This window comes from Aerophototrophica crusticola (assembly GCF_012913305.1).
Taxonomy (GTDB): Bacteria; Pseudomonadota; Alphaproteobacteria; order Azospirillales; family Azospirillaceae; genus Niveispirillum; species Niveispirillum crusticola.
Map to the genome: position 1 here is coordinate 2709208 of NZ_CP051775.1, position 14649 is coordinate 2723856.

Below are 14649 nucleotides of genomic sequence, written 5' to 3' on the forward strand. Positions count from 1 at the left end.
GGGGCCCTTGGGAAAGCCTCAATGCAGATGGCGCGGCAGCGGGGGCGGAAAGAGCTTGAAACACGAAGGACACGAAGAACACCAAGGGAGTAAACGAAGAAACTTCCTGATAAGTCTCTGTCTGCCCCGCAGGGATTTCGGAGGCGGCTGCGCGACCCGTCAGCGGCCTGATGATTGTTACGTCGTGTCCTTCTTGTCTTCTTGGTGAAATTCTTCAGGCCCGCTGCCGCGCCATCTGCACGTCCGCTTTCCCAAGGGCCCCGGGTCAAGCCCGGGGTGACCTCCAGGGCCTTGCAGTAACGCTGCCTACCCCACCTGTATGCGCTTCAGGAAGCCGTCCACGTCGCCACGCAGGGCCTGGGCCAGTTCGCCCAGTTCCTCGGCGGAGCGCAGCAGGGTGCCGGCGGATTGGCGGGTGTCGGCGGCGGCGGTGCTGACGCCGGCGATGGTGCGGCTGACCTCTTGCGTGCCGCCGGCGGCCTGCTGGACGTTGCGGGTGATCTCATGGGTGGAGGCGCCCTGCTGTTCCACCGCGGCAGCCACGGCGCCGGTCATGCCGCTGATCTCCCCGATGGTGCGGCTGATGCCCTCGATGGCGGTGACGGCACGGGTCGTCTCCGCCTGGATGGACTGGATCTGGGCCTGGATGTCCTCCGTGGCCTTGGCGGTCTGGGTGGCCAGGTTCTTCACCTCCCCCGCCACGACGGCGAAGCCTTTGCCGGCGTCGCCCGCCCGCGCCGCCTCGATCGTCGCGTTCAGGGCCAGCAGGTTGGTCTGGCTGGCGATGTCCTGGATGAGCTGGACCACGGCGCCGATGCGCTGGGCGGCGTCGGCCAGTTCGCGCACGCTGCCGCGGGTGGCCGTGGCCTCTGCCACCGCCTGTTCCGCCACGCGGGAGGCGCCGACCACCTGGCGGGCGATCTCTGACACGCTGGCGGACAGTTCCTCTGCCGCCGCGGCCACGGTCTGGACGTTGCCGGTGGCCTGCTGCGCCGCCGAGGCCACGACGCCGGAGCGGTGGGACGTGTCGTCGGCGGTGCCCAGCATGTGCTGCGCCCCCTCACGCAGGGTGCCCACGGCGCGGGCCAGGTGGCTGATCTTCTCCGCCACCATCTGCTCGAACTCCTCGGCGAAGCGGGCGCGGGTGGCCTTGCGCTCCTCACGCGCCCGCTGGTCGGCGGCGGCCTGTTCCCGGCGGAGGGTCTCCGTCTCTTCCAGGTTGCGCTTGAACACCTCCGCGGCCCTTGCCATGTCGCCCAGCTCGTCCGCCCGGTCGGTGTCGGTGACGGCCACGGCGCGGTCGTTGGCGGCGAGGCGGGTCAGGGTGGCGGTGATGCGCCCGATGGGCCCCACCACCCGGCGGCGCAGCACCCAGACGGTGGCGGCGACGGACACGGCCAGCATCAGGGACGCCACCGCCAGGATGCTGGCCCAGACCTTCACCCGCGCCTCTGCCGTGCGGATCGCGTCACCCGTGCGCTTGTCCAGCAGCACGAAGAACTCGTCGATGGGCCGCATGATCTCGGCCTTGAACCGGTGGTAGTCGGCGGAGTGCAGGAGCCGGCGGCCGAGCACCGGGTCCGGGTCGCCCTTGGCGGTGAAGCCACCCTGGCCGTCGTCGAACTGGCCCTTCACGGCGTTCATGGCCTGGGTTTCCAGTTTGGTCAGCCCGTCGGCGTTGGCCGCGGCCTGGCGCAGGCGGCCGAACTCCTCCTCCGTGAAGCCGGCGCGCTTCATCAGGTCCAGCAGGGCCACGGTTTCCCCGTCGGGCCGCGGCTTCTTGCCGTCGGCGGCGACGAAGTCCCAATAGATGCGGTTGTATTCCTGGGGCCGGGGCTTCTGGCCGTTGCGGATGGCGACGATGTCCAGGTACTGCTGCTCATAGGCGGGGTCCTGGGTCAGCACATAGACCCGGGCGAGGCGCGTGAGGTCATCGCTGCTCTGCCGCAGCTCATCCGCCAGCAGGTAGCTGTCGTAGCGGGACTTGTAGGCGGCGCCGACTTCCCCCTGCGCCCGGTTCATCAGCACATAGCCCGCCACCATCAGCGCGGCGCTGAGGCCAAGCGCGGCCGCGATGGAGAGGGACAGGGCACGGATGGTGAGCGACCGCATGGAACCTCCCAGGTCTGTGCCGGGCTTTTTGTTGCCCGGTCACCGTGCCGGTGGTGCCCCTGCCCTGCGAGCAGGGGCAACCCGATATATCGGATGGTGCGTCAGTTTCGCGCGGGACGGAAGCGACAGGCCGCAGAACTTTCGGCTCGGCATATCTTCCGAAAGTGGCATTCCACCTAGACCCGTTTTCCGATGCAACCAGGCATGGGGTGCCTGCCGGCGGGAACCACGGTGGTGCCGGTTTCCAGACGACCAGGGCTCGGCCGGTTTCAGCCGGGGTCGGGCAGGGGCCAGTCGGCAGGCTTGCCGAGGGTGGTGCGCGGCAAGGCGTCCAGCAGCACCAGGCTGCGGGGCCGTTCCGCCGGGGTGAGGCGGGTAGCGGCCCAGCGGTCCAGGTCGGCCCGCAGGGCATCCGGGTCCTGCCCGGCGGCGGGCACCACGGCCGCCTTCAGGCGCAGCCCCTCCCCCGCCGGGAAGGGGCGCACGGCGGCATCGGCCACGCCGGGATGTTCGCGCAGGATCGCGGCCACCCGGTCGGGGAAGACGTTGGTACCGCCCACTTGGACCGCCCCGTCCCGCCGCGCGCCCACGCGGAACAGGTCGAGGCCTTCCCAGTCCACCTGGTCCGGCAGGGGCAGCGGGTCGCCGCCCTGGCGGCGCAGGGCCGTGCCGTCCGGGGTGGCGGACCAGCGGGGGAACAGCCGGTAGGGCATGGCCGGGTCGTCACGCCAGCCGATGCCGGCGGTCTCGCTGGAGCCATAGACCTGCACCAGCCGGGCCAGCCCCCTTGCCCGCAGCCCGTCGGCCACGGCGTCCGGGCAGGGGGCCGTGCTGGTCACGCCGGTGACGCCGGGCGGCAAGGCCGGGGCGAGGCGCAACAGGGTGGCCCAGAACTCGGGGAAGCCGATGACCAGGTCGCCGGGCCGCAGCAGGGCAGCGACGCTGCCGGGCAGCTTGCCGCGCACGTCCAGCACGGGGATGCCCAGATGCTTCGGCAGCAGGAGGGTGTGGATGAAGCCGTAGATATGGTGGCAGGGAACGGCGGCCAGCAGCCGGCGTGGCGGTTCCGGCGCGGACAGGAGGTCGGCCAGGACGGCCGCCTCCCCCTCCAGGCCGGCCAGGGCGTGGCGGCAGGGCTTGGGCGTGCCGGTGGAGCCGGAGGTGCGGAACACCAGTTCCCCGTCACAGCGGGCCAGGGAGGCGGCGGCGACCCCCACCCAGCCGCCCAGGGTGCGCCGGGCAAGCAGGTAATCCTCCAGCCCGGCGTTCTGGAGTTGCAGCAGTTCCACCAGGGTGGTGGCGAGGGTGACCAGTTCAAGGCTGTCGGCGCCCAGGCCGCCGGGGCCAATCTCCAGCCCGTCTTCCCAGGTGGTGGCGGGCGGCAAGGGTTGGCCCGGCCGCAGCCGCGCCAGTTCCCCCGCCAACAGGTCGGCGACCAGCCGCCGGACGGCCCCGTCCTCCCGCCACCAGGCCATGGCCTTGTCCCCGGTCAGAGCCGCTTCACAAAGACCCAGTAGCTGTCGCCCACCAGGGCCTTCTTCATGTGCACCTTCACCTTGGTCGGCTTCATCTCATAATCGAAGGTGTATTCGATCATGGTGTTCAGGGTGCCCGCCTTGACGCCGGCGTCGAAGGCGCCCTTGAAGGCCGGGGTGTTGGTGCAGGGCGCCACGTCGGTGAAGAAGTTCTTGCCCACTACAGCCTTGGGGTCGCGGCCGGTGATCTGGCCCTCGGCCATGTTGTACTGGAGGATGGTGCCCTTGGCGTCCAACTGGATGGCGCCGAAGGCCAAACCGTCGATCTCGGCCTTGGACATGCCGGCCATCACGTTCTCGATGTCGGCCTTGCCGAACTCCACCATTTCCAAGCCTAGCATGAAAAAGCCCCCATCCTGTTGGCATGAACGGCCCCAACCCACCACGGGCCTCCGGCCGTACCGGTCACGAGGGGCGAAATAGATCGGGGTAGATTGCTTTCAATCGGTTCTAAACAATTACCACTTTCTAGACATTCCCGTGGTAATCGGCCCGCCCTGTCCGGAAAAGCGAACGCCCCGCCCGGTTTCCCGGGCGGGGCGCTTGGCAGGACTGGTGCTGTCCGGGACGGGTTCAGACGTCCAGCAGGATGCGCTCCGGGTTCTCGATGCACTCCTTCACCCGCACCAGGAAGGTCACGGCCTCGCGGCCGTCGATGATGCGGTGGTCATAGGAGAGCGCCAGGTACATCATCGGCCGGACCTCGACCTTGCCGTTCACCACCACGGCGCGGTCCATGGTCTTGTGCATGCCCAGGATGCCGGACTGGGGCGTGTTCAGGATCGGCGTGCTCATCAGGCTGCCGTAGACGCCGCCGTTGGAGATGGTGAAGGTGCCGCCCGACAGCTCGTCGATGGACAGCTTGCCGTCGCGGGCCTTCTTGCCCAGCTCGCCGATGGTCTTCTCCACCCCGGCGAAGGACAGCTTGTCCGCGTCGCGCACCACCGGGACCACCAGGCCCTGGGGCGTGCCGACGGCGACGCCGATGTCATAGTAGTTCTTGTAGACCAGGTCGGTGCCGTCGATCTCCGCGTTGACCGCCGGCAGCTCCTTCAGGGCCACGATGGCGGCCTTAACGAAGAAGGACATGAAGCCCAGCTTCACGCCGTGCTTCTTCTCGAAGGCGTCCTTCAGCTGGTTGCGCATGGCGATCACGTTCGTCATGTCCACCTCGTTGAAGGTGGTCAGCATGGCGGCCGTGTCCTGGGCCTGCTTCAGCCGCTCGGCGATGCGCTGGCGCAGGCGGGTCATCTTCACCCGCTCCTCCTGGTCGGCGCGGGGGCGCGGGCCGGTGGAGGCGGGGGCCGGACGCGGTGCCGGGGCGGGCGCGGGGGCGGCGGGGCGCGTCTCCAGGTGCTGGATCACGTCACCCTTGGTCACCCGCCCGTCCTTGCCGGTGCCGGCGATGGAGGCGGCGTCGACCTTGTTGTCCTCCGCCATCTTGCGGGCGGCGGGCATCACGCCGGCACCGGCGGCCGGCGCCGCGGCGGCCGGGGCCGGGGTGGGAGCCGGGGCGGCGGGGGCAGGCGCGGCGGCCGGGGCCGCGGCGGGCTTCGGCGCGGGGGCGGCGGCACCCTCGCCGATGACGCCCAGCAGGGCGCCCACGGCCACGTTGGCGCCCTCGTCCGCGACGATCTCCGTCAGGGTGCCTGCGGTGGGGGCGTTGACCTCCACGTTGACCTTGTCGGTCTCCAGCTCCAGCAGGACCTCGTCCGCCTGGACCGTGTCACCGACCTTCTTCAGCCAACGGGCGACGGTCGCTTCCGTCACCGACTCGCCCATCGTGGGCACCTTGATTTCCGTCGCCATGGTTATCAGGCCTTCTTCTCGTTCCCGTGAGGCTCCCCGGCCGGTTTCCCGGCCGGGCTTCAGTCAATCAGCACGCTAAGGGGCAGGTCAGGCCGACAGCGCGTCGTCCAGCAGCTTCGCCTGCTCCTGGTTGTGGCGCTTCAGCAGGCCGGTGGCCGGGGCCGCCGACTCGGGCCGGCCCGCGTACTTCGGCCGGCCTGCCTTGTGGCCGATGTCGGCCAGCACCTTCTCGATCCGGCGGTCGGTGAAGAACCAGTAACCCTGGTTCTCCGGCTCCTCCTGGCACCAGACCACGTCGGCGTTGGGGTACTTGGCCAGCTCCGCCGCCAGGGTCTTGGCCGGGAACGGGTAGAGCTGCTCCAGCCGGACGATGGCGATGTCGTTGACGTTCCGCGCCTTCCGCTCGGCATAGAGGTCGTAATAGACCTTGCCGGTGCAGAGCACGACGCGGCGCACCTTCTCGCCCGCCACCTCCACGCCCTCGTCGGGGAGGACGCGGTGGAAGGTCTGGCCCTCCGCGAACATGGCCAGCGGGCTGACCGCCTGCTTGTGCCGCAGCAGCGACTTGGGCGTGGCGATGATCAGCGGCTTGCGGAAGTCGCGGCGCACCTGGCGGCGCAGGGCGTGGAAGTAGTTGGCCGGCGTGGTGATGTTGCAGACCTGCCAGTTGTCCTCCGCCGAGAGCTGCAGGAACCGCTCGATGCGGCAGGAGCTGTGCTCCGGACCCTGGCCCTCGAAGCCGTGGGGCAGCAGCATGACCAGGCCGGACATGCGCAGCCACTTGGACTCGGCGGAGCTGATGAACTGGTCGATGATGACCTGGGCGCCGTTGACGAAGTCGCCGAACTGCGCCTCCCACAGCACCAGGGCGTGCGGCTCCGCCAGGGAGAAGCCGTACTCGAAGCCCAGCACGCCCGCCTCCGACAGGGGGCTGTCATGGACCTCGAACACCGCTTGGCGGCCGGGCCGGATGTGGTTCAGGGGAACGTACTTCTCCTCCGTCTCCTGGTCCACCAGCACGCAGTGGCGCTGGGAGAAGGTGCCGCGGCCCACGTCCTGGCCGGACAGGCGGACGGGCGTGCCCTCCACCAGCAGGGTGCCGAAGGCCAGCGCCTCACCCGTGGCCCAGTCGATGCCCTCGCCGGTCTCGACGGCTTCCTGCTTGGCCTTGAGCTGGCGGACGATCTTGGAGTTGACGGCCACGCCGTCCGGCACCTTGGAGATGGCGAGCCCCACCTCCTTCAGCACGTCGGACCCCACGGCGGTCTGGCCGCGGCGGTCATCGTTGCCGGCGGTGGTCAGGCCCTGCCACTTGCCCTCCAGCCAGTCGGCCTTGTTGGGCTTGAAGCTGGTGGCGGCCTGGAAGTCCGCCTCGAGCTGGGCCTGGAACTCCTTGGCGATGCCGTCCGCCTCCTCCTGGCTCAGCACGCCCTCGGCCACGAGCTGGCGGGCGTAGAGTTCCCGGGTGGTGGGCTGGTTCTTGATCGCCCGGTACATCAGGGGCTGGGTGAAACCCGGCTCCTCGGTCTCGTTGTGGCCCTGGCGGCGGTAGCAGACGATGTCCACCACCACGTCCTTCAGGAACTTCTGCCGGAACTCGATGGCGATGCGGCTGACATGGATCACCGCCTCGGGGTCGTCGCCATTGACGTGGAAGATCGGCGCCTGGATGGACTTCGCCACCTCCGTCGGGTAGGGGCCCGAGCGGCCGTACTGCGGCGCGGTGGTGAAGCCGATCTGGTTGTTGATGATGAAGTGGATGATGCCGCCGGTGCGGTAGCCCTTCAGCTCCGACAGCAGCAGCGTCTCCGGCACCAGGCCCTGGCCGGCGAAGGCGGCGTCGCCGTGCAGCAGCACGCCCAGCACCTGGGCGCGGCTTTCCTCTGTCGGCGGGATCTGGCCGCCCACCTGGCACTGCTTGGCGCGCACGCGGCCGCAGACGATGGGGTTCACCGCCTCCAGGTGCGAGGGGTTGGGGGACAGGGACAGGTGGATGACGTTGCCGTCGAAGTCCCGGTCGGAGCTGGTGCCCAGATGGTACTTCACGTCGCCGGAGCCCTGCACGTCCTCCGGGTGGGCGGCGTTGCCCTGGAACTCGCTGAAGATGGCCTGGAATGGCTTGCCCATCACGTTGGCCAGCACGTTCAGGCGGCCGCGGTGGGCCATGCCCAGCACGATCTCCTTCATGCCCAGCTGGCCGCCGCGCTTCATCACCTGCTCGATGGCGGGGACCAGCACCTCACCGCCCTCCAGGCCGAAGCGCTTGGTGCCGGTGTACTTCAGCTGCAGGAACTTCTCGAAGCCCTCCGCCGCGGACAGGCGCTGCAGGATGGCCTTCTTGCCGTTCGTGGTGAAGTCGGTCTGGTTGCGGATGCCCTCGATGCGCTCCTGGATCCAGGCCTTCTGCTCCGGGTCCTGGATGTGCATGAACTCCACGCCGATGTGGCCGCAATAGGTCCGGCGGACCGCGTCCACGATCTGGCGCAGGGTCGCCGTCTCCATCCCCAACACGTTGTTGATGAAGATGGGGCGGTCCAGGTCGGCGTCGGTGAACCCGTAGGAGCGGTAGTCCAGCTCCGGGTGGTCGGCGCGCTTCTCAAGGCCCAGCGGGTCCAGCTTGGCCAGCAGGTGGCCGCGCACGCGGTGGGCGCGGATCAGCATCAGGGCGCGGATGCTGTCCAGCTGCGCCTGGCGCACCTGCTCCGGCGTGATGCCGGCGGCGGGGGCCGCGGCGGGCGCGGGGGCAGCGGCCTTGTCACCCTTGCCGGGCTTCGCGGGGGGCGGGGCATCGGGGTCGGCCGCGCCGATCACCTTGGCGCCGGTCTTCGCCCAGGAAGCGCCCTGCAACTCCGCCAGGACCTGCCGGCCCTCATCCCCCAGCTCGGCGAAGAAACCCTGCCAATCCGGGGAAACGGCGTTGGGGTCCTGCTGGTACCGGGCGTAAAGCTCGGCGATGAAGGTGCCGTTGGCGCCGTACAGGAAGGAGTGCCGCTCAGACGGTGCTTGGTCGTAGGGGGCCATTTGTTTGTCCGGTCGGGGGCCTTTGGCGCGGGTCGCGCCGGGCGGGTCTTGGGAAAGCGGTCAGGTTTTACGCCAGCGATTCAGGGGCTTCAATATGCAGTGCCGCCGTGGCTGCCTCCCGCCCGTTGCGCAGGTAGGGGGCCCTGGGGCACTACATGCAAAGCTTTGCCTCGCCGCACGCTACAGATAATGCCTGATGCGGCTTATGCCAGGACAGAACGACCATGGTCGCAACCACCCGCCGCCCCCGCCCCGAACTGGCCCAGGCCGCCCTGCATGAGGCGCGTCGGTTGGTGGCCAAGGACGGCCTCGCCGGGTTGACGGCACGGGACCTGGCGCAAGCCGTGGGGTGTTCCGTCGGCACCTTATACAACCTGTACCCAAACCTGGACACCGTAAGGCTGCACCTGAACGCGGAGCTGCTGGACCGGCTTCTCCAGGTGGTGCGGGAGGCGGACGCCGCCGTGGGCCAGGATGCGGGGCCGGAGGCGCGGCTGCTGGCCCAGGCGCGGGCCTATCTGGGCTTCGCCCGGTCGAACCTGAACCTGTACCTGGCCCTGATCGACAACCGCCCCCCGGCCACCGACGACCCGGTGCCGGGCTGGTTCCTGGAGAAGGTCGCGGCACTGCGCCGCACCGTGGAGGGCGCCCTGTCCCCCCTGTTCGCCCCCGGCGAGGCGGACGCCCTGGAACGGGCCGCCACCATGCTGTGGACCAGCGTCAACGGCCTGTGCGAGGCGGCGGTGAGCCGCAACCTGGCCCGGGTCACCCGCAGCGACCCGGACCTGCTGCTGGAGGAGTTGGTGCGGACGCTGGTGGCGGGGCTGCGGATACGGGGAGGCGGTTGATGCGGCAGCTGGCCCTCGCCCTGTCGGTGTCCCTGGCCCTGGCCGGCCCGCGCGGGCCGATGTGGCACAAGAGGTGGCTTCCCGCGGCTGCGGGGTGCTGGCGGAGCGGGTGGCGGCCTTCCCCGGCACGCAACCCGTCCTGCTGCGCAGCTATGACGGGCCGGAGGGGCGCGGGGCCCTGCCCGAACCGTCCCTGAAGGATGCGGCCTTCACCTATGACAACGCCTTGGCCGCCATCGCCCTGCTGGCCTGCGGGAAACAGGCCGAGGCGCAGCGGGTGGGCGATGCCCTGGTGCTGGCGGTGGCCAAGGACCGGGCGGGAGAGCGGGGGCGGCTGCGCAATGCCTATCGCGCCGGGCTGGTGGGCGAACCCCTGCCGCCCGGCTGGTGGAACGACAAGGCGGGGCGGTGGGAGGAGGACTCCTATCAGGTGGGCACGGCCACGGGAAACGTGGCCTGGGCGGCGCTGGCCCTGCTGACCCTGCACGAGGCGACGGGAAAGGCTTCGTACAAGGAGACGGCGGCCAAGTTGCTGCGCTGGGTGGTGGCGAACACGACCGATCCCAAGGAGCCCGGCGGCTTCACCGGTGGGGTGCACGGGTTCGAGGATGCCCCGGTACGCATCGGCTGGAAGTCCACGGAGCACAATGTGGACCTGGTGGCCGCCTTCGGCTGGATGGCGCGGCTGGACCCGGGCGGGGGGTGGGACCGGCACGCCGCGGCGGCGCGGGCCTTCGTGGATGCCATGTTCCGGCCGGGGACGGGCCATTTCCTGACCGGCACCCTGCCGGACGGGGTGACGCCCAACGAGCGGACGTCCGGCCTGGACGCCCAGCTCTGGCCCCTGCTGCTGGAGGGGGCGCCCGCGGCTTGGACACCGGCGCTGGCCTATGCCGCCAAGGCGCATGGGGCGGAAGGTGGGCTGGACTTCAACGACGACCGGGACGGGCTGTGGGTGGAGGGAACCGCTCAGGGGGCCCTGTCCGCCAAAGCCGTGGGGCAGGCCGACCTGGCCGCGCGGTTCCTGGCGGAGTTGGCGAAGGAATGGAGCCCCGGCGGCTACCTGTGGGCCACCCGCAAGCCCAGCATCACCACGGGCCTGGCCATCGGCCCGGACAGCACCACCGCCGACTTCCTGTACTACCGCCACCCCCACCTGGGCGCCACCGCCTGGGCCGTGCTGGCCGCCACGGGGTGGAACCCGTTCACGGGGAAGCGGGTACCCTAGTTGCCGACAAGATGGGCTTCTGGGACACTCCCTGGCATCAGACACCAAAGAAGAAGGCCATAATGTCCCGCCTCGCCGCCGCCCTTGCCCTGACCCTGCTGGCCGCGCCCGCCCTGGCGCAGGAGGCCAAGCGCCCAACCCCGGCAGAAGTGCTGAAGGCCGCCCCGGCGGAGCACTGGCGGGTGCCGGAGCCGGAGAACCTGCTGTACATGACCCTGCCCGGCGGCCGGGTGGTGATCGAGCTGGCGCCCCAGTTCGCGCCCAACCACGTGGCCAACATCCGCGTCCTGGCCCGGGAGGGCTGGTACGAGGGTGTGATGGTGGTCCGGGTGCAGGACAACTACGTCACCCAATGGGGTTGGCCGGAGGACCGGGGGGAAAAGCCGGCCAAGGTGGGCAAGCTGTCCCTGCCGCCGGAGTTCACGGTGAAGGGCGGCGCCAAGTCCCTGCCCTTCGCCAAGCTGCCGGACCCGGACGCCTATGCGCCGGAGGTGGGGGCCGTGGGCAGCTTCCCCGCCGCCCGCGACCCGGCGTCGGGTGAGGCGTGGATGGCCCATTGCTATGGCATCGTCGGCGTGGGCCGCGGCCTGCCCCTGGACAGCGGCAGCGGGGCGGAGCTGTACGTGGTCATCGGCCACAGCCCCCGCGCCCTGGACCGGGTCATCACCCTGGCGGGCCGGGTGCTGAAGGGCATGGAGCACTTGGCCGCCCTGCCCCGCGGCACGGGGAACCTGGGCTTTTATGAGAAGCCGGAGCAGCAGGCGCCGATCACCGCCGTCCGCCTGGGCAGCGACGTGCCGGAGGCGGAGCGGGAGCCCTTGCAGGTGCTGCGCAGCGACAGCCCCACCTATGCCGCGTGGGTGGAGGCGCGGCGTCAGCGCAAGGACGATTTCTTCATCCTGCCCGCCGGCCGCATCGACGTGTGCAACGCCATGCCCCCGGTGCGCCGCCCGCCGGGTAGCTGATCTGTGAAGTTCCCTCAAACGCCCCCGGCTCGGGGGCCGGGGCAGGCTCGCGGGCGCATCCGCGCCCTTGGCTTACGCGGGCATGGGCCCGCGGGCCGGCGGTCGCGGGCCTTGTTCGTGTTCCCTCAGGCGCCGGGCGCCCGCATCCGCGGGCTTGGCTCACGCGCCCATGGGGGCGCGGGCCGGCGGTCGCCGGCCTTGTTCGTGTTCCCTCAGGCGCCGGGCGCCCGCATCCGCGGGCTTGGCTCACGCGCCCATGGGGGCGCGGGCCGGCGGTCGCCGGCCTTGCGGAATGAGCCTGCGGCTCATTCCGCATCGTGGAAGATGATGCCCAGCGTGTGGCGGGTGCCTGACCGCACCGTCGCCACCCCGTGGCGCAGGTTGGTGCGGTAGGTGCCTCGGGCGCCCCGGGCCGGGCGGTGGCGGGTGGCGAACAGGATGGCTTGGCCCTGGGTGGGGGCGAAGGCCTCCCCCGGCTCTGCATCCGGGGGCGCTGCTCGGTCAACAGGAACTCGCCCCCCGTGAAATCCTCGCCCGGGCGGGACAGCAGGATCGCTATCTGGATGGGGAAGACCACGCCGCCATAGATGTCCTGGTGCAGGGCGTTCCACCCGCCCGCCCCATAGCGCAGCAGCAGGGGCGTGGGCCGCGTCTGGCCGGCGGCGGCGCAGACTTGCCGGAACTCAGGCAACGTGTCGGGGATGGGGTGGCCGATCCCGACCTTGGGCGCCCAATCCCGGGCCAAGGGGGCGAGGTGGCGGTAGGCGGCTTCCCGCAACCCGGCCACCAGCGGCGGCAGCGGGTCGGCAAAGTAGCGGTAACGGCCCTCGCCATAGCCATGCCGGGCCATGTCCACCGTGCTGCGGAACAGCGCGTCCCGGTCGAACAGGGCGGTCAGGGCGGCACACTCTTCCGCTGTCAGTATCGCCGGGGTCAGGGCGGCGCCACGGGCATCCAGCTCCGCCAGCAGGGCGGGCCAGTCCAGGGCGGTGAGGCGGGTGGGAACGTCGGGGGTCAAAAGGCGGGGTCCGGGCTGAGGTGGCGGATGCCGAAACCATGCTGCCCGGCCAGCAGCTCCGCCACCCGTTTCCTGTGGCAGTGCTCATGGCTCGCCTCGAAGCAGAGCAGGCAGGCGGGCCCCTCCCCCGCGATGCCGCCGGCCCGGGCCAGATCGTGGGCGGCCTCCGGCGTGGCCAGCTTGTCCTCCACGATGTGCCAGAACAGGGCCATGTCGCCCTTGTGGTTGGCGACGCGCCCTTCCTTCGGCGTGCCCAGGCCCTTCAGGTGGACATAGGCGATGCCGGCCTCCGCCAGGCTGGCGGACAAAGGTTTCTTGGAGAAGCCGGCGCGGCGGGACAAGGGCAGGTCCCGCACGTCCACCAGCGTGCGCACCCCCGCACCCTTCAGCGCGGCGATCACCGCGGGCTGCGACGCCCCCTCATAGCCGATGGTGAACAGGTCCATGGTCCCCTCCCCGGTTGTTGGCCGCAAGGGTAGCGTGGCGGCGGGAATGGGTGAAGGGACGGCCCTTGGCCCGATCCCTTGGATAAACTAGGATGCGCAGGCGGAGGTCCGCCCATGGCCATGGCTGAGCGCAAATACCCGACCTACCAGGAGCTGCGTGCCCGGCGGCTCGCGGAGCTGCGGGCTACCGCGATCGAGGCCGTACGGGGCGCGGAGCGCTTGGCCCGTGCCCGTGGCGGGCACCTCGTGGTGTTCGGGTCGCTTGCCACCGGACGCCTGCATGAGCGGTCCGACATTGACGTGGCCTTGTACGGGGTCCCACCTGGGCAGGACCTCGCCGTCGCGGCCGAGGTGATGAGCCACCTGAACTTGGCCGGCTTTGAGGCCGACGTCCTGGAAGAGAGGTTCCTGTCCCCGTCCCTGAAGGCAAGGATCGAGCGCGATGGCAGGCTTCCCGGTGATCTGGCCTGACCTCGCGGAAAGCTTCGCGCAAGCCGAGGCGCTTGTGGCAGAAGCCTCAGCCCAAGCGGAAGGGCTTGACGACCCGTCGTCGGACTCGGCGCATAGGGTGCAGCGGGAAGTCTATGTCGGCTACTTGCTGCACAATGCTTATTGTGCCGTTGAACGCGCCCTCGAGCAGTTGGTGCTTGCGGTGGATGGCGGGTTGCCGTCCGGGGCACGTTACCACGCCGAGCTTGTCCGGGCCCTGAGCCTCCCCGCCCCTATCGGCCACCGTCTACGACATGTCGGTTGCCCGCGACCTTGATCGGCTTCGAGCCTTCCGCCACGCGTTCCGGCATGCCTACACGAGCTATCATTACCAGAAAGCGTCCGAGAACGTCCCGGTCGCGGTGTCCGTGGTTCCCCGGGCCAAGGCGGCCATCATCGCTTTCCTGGAGTCCCGCGGGGCGTGACGGCCGCTGCCCAGGGCCGCACAAGCTGAAACGCTAGCCGCCAAACCGCGCTTGCAATCATCCGGTCATCCCACTATAACCCGCCGCTCTATCGGGCGGCGAGGCCGGGCCGGTGTGCCCGGGGCATGCCCAACCGCCCAATTAGGAAGAAGGACCCAAAATGCCCAAGTTGAAGAACCATTCGGGCTCCAAGAAGCGGTTCAAGTTCACCGCTTCCGGGCTGGTCAAGGCGCAGGCCCAGGGCAAGCGCCACGGCATGAGCAAGCGGCCCCAGAAGATGAAGCGCAACGCGCGCGGCACCTTCGTCATGTTCAAGGCCGACGGCGAGAAGATCGCCGAGAACTTCCTGCGGGTAAAGTGAGGAGCTGACCCATGGCACGCGTCAAGCGGGGCGTCACCACTCACGCCCGTCACAAGAAGATCCTGAAGCTGGCCAAGGGCTACCGCGGCCGCGGCTCCAAGTGCTACCGCGTGGCGCTGGAGAAGGTCGAGAAGGCCCTTCGTTACGCCTATCGCGACCGGCGCAACAAGAAGCGCGACTTCCGCAAGCTGTGGATCCAGCGCATCAACGCCGGTGCCCGCCTGCACGGCCTGAAGTACAGCACCCTGGTGCACGGGCTGAAGCGCGCCGGCATCGAGCTGGACCGCAAGGTCCTGTCCGACATCGCCGCCCGCGAGCCGGAGAGCTTCGGCGCCCTGTGCCAGCAGGCCCAGGCCGCCCTGAAGGCCGCCTGATCCGGCTGACAGGTCGTT

At 70.0% G+C, this 14649-nt stretch carries 14 protein-coding genes and 1 pseudogene; 8 read left to right on the plus strand and 7 right to left on the minus strand.

Translation table 11 applies throughout. The features are described 5' to 3' along the window. Positions 1–306: 306 nt before the first annotated feature. The 5 genes from HHL28_RS13290 to HHL28_RS13310 all read right to left on the minus strand — a co-directional run bounded on the left by HHL28_RS13290 (position 307) and on the right by HHL28_RS13310 (position 8477). Entirely contained in the window at positions 307–2112 is a 1806-nt protein-coding gene (locus HHL28_RS13290) for a methyl-accepting chemotaxis protein (RefSeq protein ID WP_075772296.1), read from the minus strand. A gap of 269 nt (positions 2113–2381) precedes the next feature. Beyond that, the gene (locus HHL28_RS13295; protein WP_075772295.1) at positions 2382–3587 is read right to left on the minus strand and encodes an AMP-binding protein; all 1206 of its coding nucleotides are present in this window, start codon (positions 3585–3587) and stop codon (positions 2382–2384) included. A 14-nt stretch (positions 3588–3601) separates the two neighbouring features. Continuing rightward, positions 3602–3988 carry a photoactive yellow protein gene (pyp, locus tag HHL28_RS13300; RefSeq protein WP_083699294.1) on the minus strand — a complete coding sequence of 129 codons (387 nt, stop codon included), beginning with the start codon at positions 3986–3988 and terminating at the stop codon, positions 3602–3604. A 232-nt stretch (positions 3989–4220) separates the two neighbouring features. After that, positions 4221–5456: a 2-oxoglutarate dehydrogenase complex dihydrolipoyllysine-residue succinyltransferase gene (gene odhB, locus HHL28_RS13305; protein ID WP_169655268.1), complete on the minus strand. Its 1236-nt coding sequence runs from the start codon at positions 5454–5456 to the stop codon at positions 4221–4223. Positions 5457–5543: 87 nt separating this feature from the next. After that, positions 5544–8477: a 2-oxoglutarate dehydrogenase E1 component gene (locus tag HHL28_RS13310; RefSeq protein WP_075773434.1), complete on the minus strand. Its 2934-nt coding sequence runs from the start codon at positions 8475–8477 to the stop codon at positions 5544–5546. A 224-nt stretch (positions 8478–8701) separates the two neighbouring features. Between HHL28_RS13310 and HHL28_RS13315 the strand changes: the two genes are divergently transcribed. The 3 genes from HHL28_RS13315 to HHL28_RS13325 all read left to right on the plus strand — a co-directional run bounded on the left by HHL28_RS13315 (position 8702) and on the right by HHL28_RS13325 (position 11518). After that, entirely contained in the window at positions 8702–9325 is a 624-nt protein-coding gene (locus HHL28_RS13315; protein ID WP_075773433.1) for a TetR/AcrR family transcriptional regulator, read from the plus strand. A 73-nt stretch (positions 9326–9398) separates the two neighbouring features. Next, a complete protein-coding gene (locus HHL28_RS13320) occupies positions 9399–10553 on the plus strand; it encodes a hypothetical protein (protein ID WP_404325736.1) in 1155 nt (384 codons plus the stop codon). Between the two features lie 62 nt (positions 10554–10615). Then, entirely contained in the window at positions 10616–11518 is a 903-nt protein-coding gene (locus tag HHL28_RS13325; protein WP_075773431.1) for a peptidylprolyl isomerase, read from the plus strand. A gap of 305 nt (positions 11519–11823) precedes the next feature. Here HHL28_RS13325 and HHL28_RS13330 read toward each other — a convergent pair. After that, a pseudogene (locus HHL28_RS13330) lies at positions 11824–12368 on the minus strand (2OG-Fe(II) oxygenase). A 164-nt stretch (positions 12369–12532) separates the two neighbouring features. After that, entirely contained in the window at positions 12533–12982 is a 450-nt protein-coding gene (locus HHL28_RS13335) for a DUF488 domain-containing protein (RefSeq protein ID WP_075772758.1), read from the minus strand. Between the two features lie 114 nt (positions 12983–13096). On the opposite strand from HHL28_RS13335, the gene HHL28_RS13340 reads away from it, so the two are divergent. The 5 genes from HHL28_RS13340 to rplT all read left to right on the plus strand — a co-directional run bounded on the left by HHL28_RS13340 (position 13097) and on the right by rplT (position 14631). Continuing rightward, a complete protein-coding gene (locus tag HHL28_RS13340; RefSeq protein WP_075772757.1) occupies positions 13097–13453 on the plus strand; it encodes a nucleotidyltransferase family protein in 357 nt (118 codons plus the stop codon). Then, positions 13425–13748: a ribonuclease toxin HepT-like protein gene (locus HHL28_RS18750; protein ID WP_404325739.1), complete on the plus strand. Its 324-nt coding sequence runs from the start codon at positions 13425–13427 to the stop codon at positions 13746–13748. The genes HHL28_RS13340 and HHL28_RS18750 overlap by 29 nt, the downstream gene beginning before the upstream one ends. Next, positions 13726–13896 (plus strand): ribonuclease toxin HepT-like protein, encoded by a 171-nt coding sequence (locus tag HHL28_RS18755; RefSeq protein ID WP_404325741.1) that lies wholly within the window; start codon positions 13726–13728, stop codon positions 13894–13896. Before HHL28_RS18750 ends, HHL28_RS18755 begins: the two co-directional genes overlap by 23 nt. 160 nt (positions 13897–14056) lie before the next feature. Then, positions 14057–14257: a 50S ribosomal protein L35 gene (rpmI, locus tag HHL28_RS13345; protein WP_075772756.1), complete on the plus strand. Its 201-nt coding sequence runs from the start codon at positions 14057–14059 to the stop codon at positions 14255–14257. An 11-nt stretch (positions 14258–14268) separates the two neighbouring features. Further along, positions 14269–14631 carry a 50S ribosomal protein L20 gene (gene rplT / locus HHL28_RS13350; protein ID WP_075772755.1) on the plus strand — a complete coding sequence of 121 codons (363 nt, stop codon included), beginning with the start codon at positions 14269–14271 and terminating at the stop codon, positions 14629–14631. Positions 14632–14649 lie beyond the last annotated feature (18 nt).

What these genes read in the sequence shown, in the direction of transcription:
- HHL28_RS13340 (WP_075772757.1), top strand. Translation starts at nt 13,097, where the DNA reads ATGGCCATGGCTGAGCGCAAATACCCGACCTACCAGGAGCTGCGTGCC.
- HHL28_RS13310 (WP_075773434.1), bottom strand. Translation starts at nt 8,477, where the DNA reads ATGGCCCCCTACGACCAAGCACCGTCTGAGCGGCACTCCTTCCTGTAC.
- rpmI (WP_075772756.1), top strand. Translation starts at nt 14,057, where the DNA reads ATGCCCAAGTTGAAGAACCATTCGGGCTCCAAGAAGCGGTTCAAGTTC.
- rplT (WP_075772755.1), top strand. Translation starts at nt 14,269, where the DNA reads ATGGCACGCGTCAAGCGGGGCGTCACCACTCACGCCCGTCACAAGAAG.
- HHL28_RS13325 (WP_075773431.1), top strand. Translation starts at nt 10,616, where the DNA reads ATGTCCCGCCTCGCCGCCGCCCTTGCCCTGACCCTGCTGGCCGCGCCC.
- odhB (WP_169655268.1), bottom strand. Translation starts at nt 5,456, where the DNA reads ATGGCGACGGAAATCAAGGTGCCCACGATGGGCGAGTCGGTGACGGAA.
- HHL28_RS13290 (WP_075772296.1), bottom strand. Translation starts at nt 2,112, where the DNA reads ATGCGGTCGCTCACCATCCGTGCCCTGTCCCTCTCCATCGCGGCCGCG.
- pyp (WP_083699294.1), bottom strand. Translation starts at nt 3,988, where the DNA reads ATGCTAGGCTTGGAAATGGTGGAGTTCGGCAAGGCCGACATCGAGAAC.
- HHL28_RS18755 (WP_404325741.1), top strand. Translation starts at nt 13,726, where the DNA reads ATGTCGGTTGCCCGCGACCTTGATCGGCTTCGAGCCTTCCGCCACGCG.
- HHL28_RS13295 (WP_075772295.1), bottom strand. Translation starts at nt 3,587, where the DNA reads ATGGCCTGGTGGCGGGAGGACGGGGCCGTCCGGCGGCTGGTCGCCGAC.
- HHL28_RS13315 (WP_075773433.1), top strand. Translation starts at nt 8,702, where the DNA reads ATGGTCGCAACCACCCGCCGCCCCCGCCCCGAACTGGCCCAGGCCGCC.
- HHL28_RS13335 (WP_075772758.1), bottom strand. Translation starts at nt 12,982, where the DNA reads ATGGACCTGTTCACCATCGGCTATGAGGGGGCGTCGCAGCCCGCGGTG.
- HHL28_RS18750 (WP_404325739.1), top strand. Translation starts at nt 13,425, where the DNA reads ATGGCAGGCTTCCCGGTGATCTGGCCTGACCTCGCGGAAAGCTTCGCG.